Source organism: Kitasatospora sp. NPDC056076 (assembly GCF_042266305.1).
Taxonomy (GTDB): domain Bacteria; phylum Actinomycetota; class Actinomycetes; order Streptomycetales; family Streptomycetaceae; genus Kitasatospora.
This window is the reverse complement of sequence record NZ_JBHJWG010000138.1, coordinates 1-1,146: the sequence shown is the minus strand read 5'-3', so window position 1 is coordinate 1,146 and position 1,146 is coordinate 1. Positions and strand designations below refer to the sequence as shown.

Annotated in this window: 1 protein-coding gene; it reads right to left on the bottom strand. The window is 75.8% G+C overall.

Features of this window, described 5'->3' with window-relative positions; genetic code table 11:
* A partial coding sequence (locus ACFC1T_RS38440; protein ID WP_375897465.1) for a condensation domain-containing protein occupies positions 1 to 1,146 on the bottom strand: 1,146 nt, incomplete at both ends.

The window sequence follows — 1,146 nt, the reverse complement described above, 5'->3', positions numbered from 1 at the left end:
GGGCCGAGCTGTTCGGGCGCGGGGACGTCGAGGCCGACCGGGTGGACGGTGGTGAACCAGCCGACCGTACGGGACAGGTCGACACCGTCGAGCAGGTCCTCCCGGCCGTGGCCCTCCAGGTCGAGGCGGATCCGCGGCTGTCCGGTCCAGCGGGCCAGGGCGAGCGCGAGGGCGGCGAGCAGCACGTCGTTGACCCGGGTGCGGTAGGCGGCGGGGGCGGCGCGCAGCAGGGCCTCGGTGTCCGCCTCGTCGAGTTCCACCGTGACGGCCCCGGTCCCGGCGGCTGTGCCGGTCCCGGTGCCGGTGCCGGTACCGGGGGCGTCGGCGGGGCGCGCGGGCGGTTCGGCGCGGCCCGTCACCGCCTGCTCCCAGTAGGGCAGTTCGTGGTCGAGGCCGCCCTCGGCGACGTGGGCGGCGAGCCGCCGGGCCCAGTCCCGGAAGGAGGTGCCGCGCTCCCCCAGGTCGATCGGGCCGCCCGCCCGGGCCTGGTGGTAGGCGCTCTCCAGGTCGTCGCGCAGCACCCGCCAGGAGACGGCGTCGATCACCAGGTGGTGGGCGACCAGCAGGAGCAGCGGCGGGCGGTCCGGTTCGCCGGTGAAGGTGAACAGGGCGGCGCGCAGCAGCGGGCCGCGGGCCAGGTCGAAGCCGCCGTGCAGCTCGTCGGCGGCCTTGGCGAGGGCGGCGTCGGCGGACTCGGGCGACTGGCCGGTCAGGTCGTGGTGGACCAGGAGGTCCTCGGTGCGGGCGGGCGGCGGGTTGAACTGGTGCCAGCCGGAGGCGTCGTGGGTGAAGCGCATCCGCAGCGCGTCGTGGTGCTCCAGCAGGGCGTTCAGGGCGGTGTCCAGGGCCGCGCGCAGGGCGGGGTGGTCGGGGTCGGGGCCGAGTTCGAGCAGCGCGGACTGGTTGAAGTGGTGGTGGGCGGCGCGCGGGGTGGTGAGGAACCACGCCTGGATCGGGGTGAGCGGCACGGCTCCGGTGACCGGACCGTCGTCGGCGCGGTCGGGGGCGTCGCGCACCACGGTGGCGAGTTCGGCGACGGTCTGGTGGGTGAAGAGGTCGCGGGTGGCCAGGTGCAGGCCGTCCCGGCGCAGTCGGGAGACCACCTGCATGCTGAGGATGGAGTCGCCGCCGAGCAGGAAGAAGTTG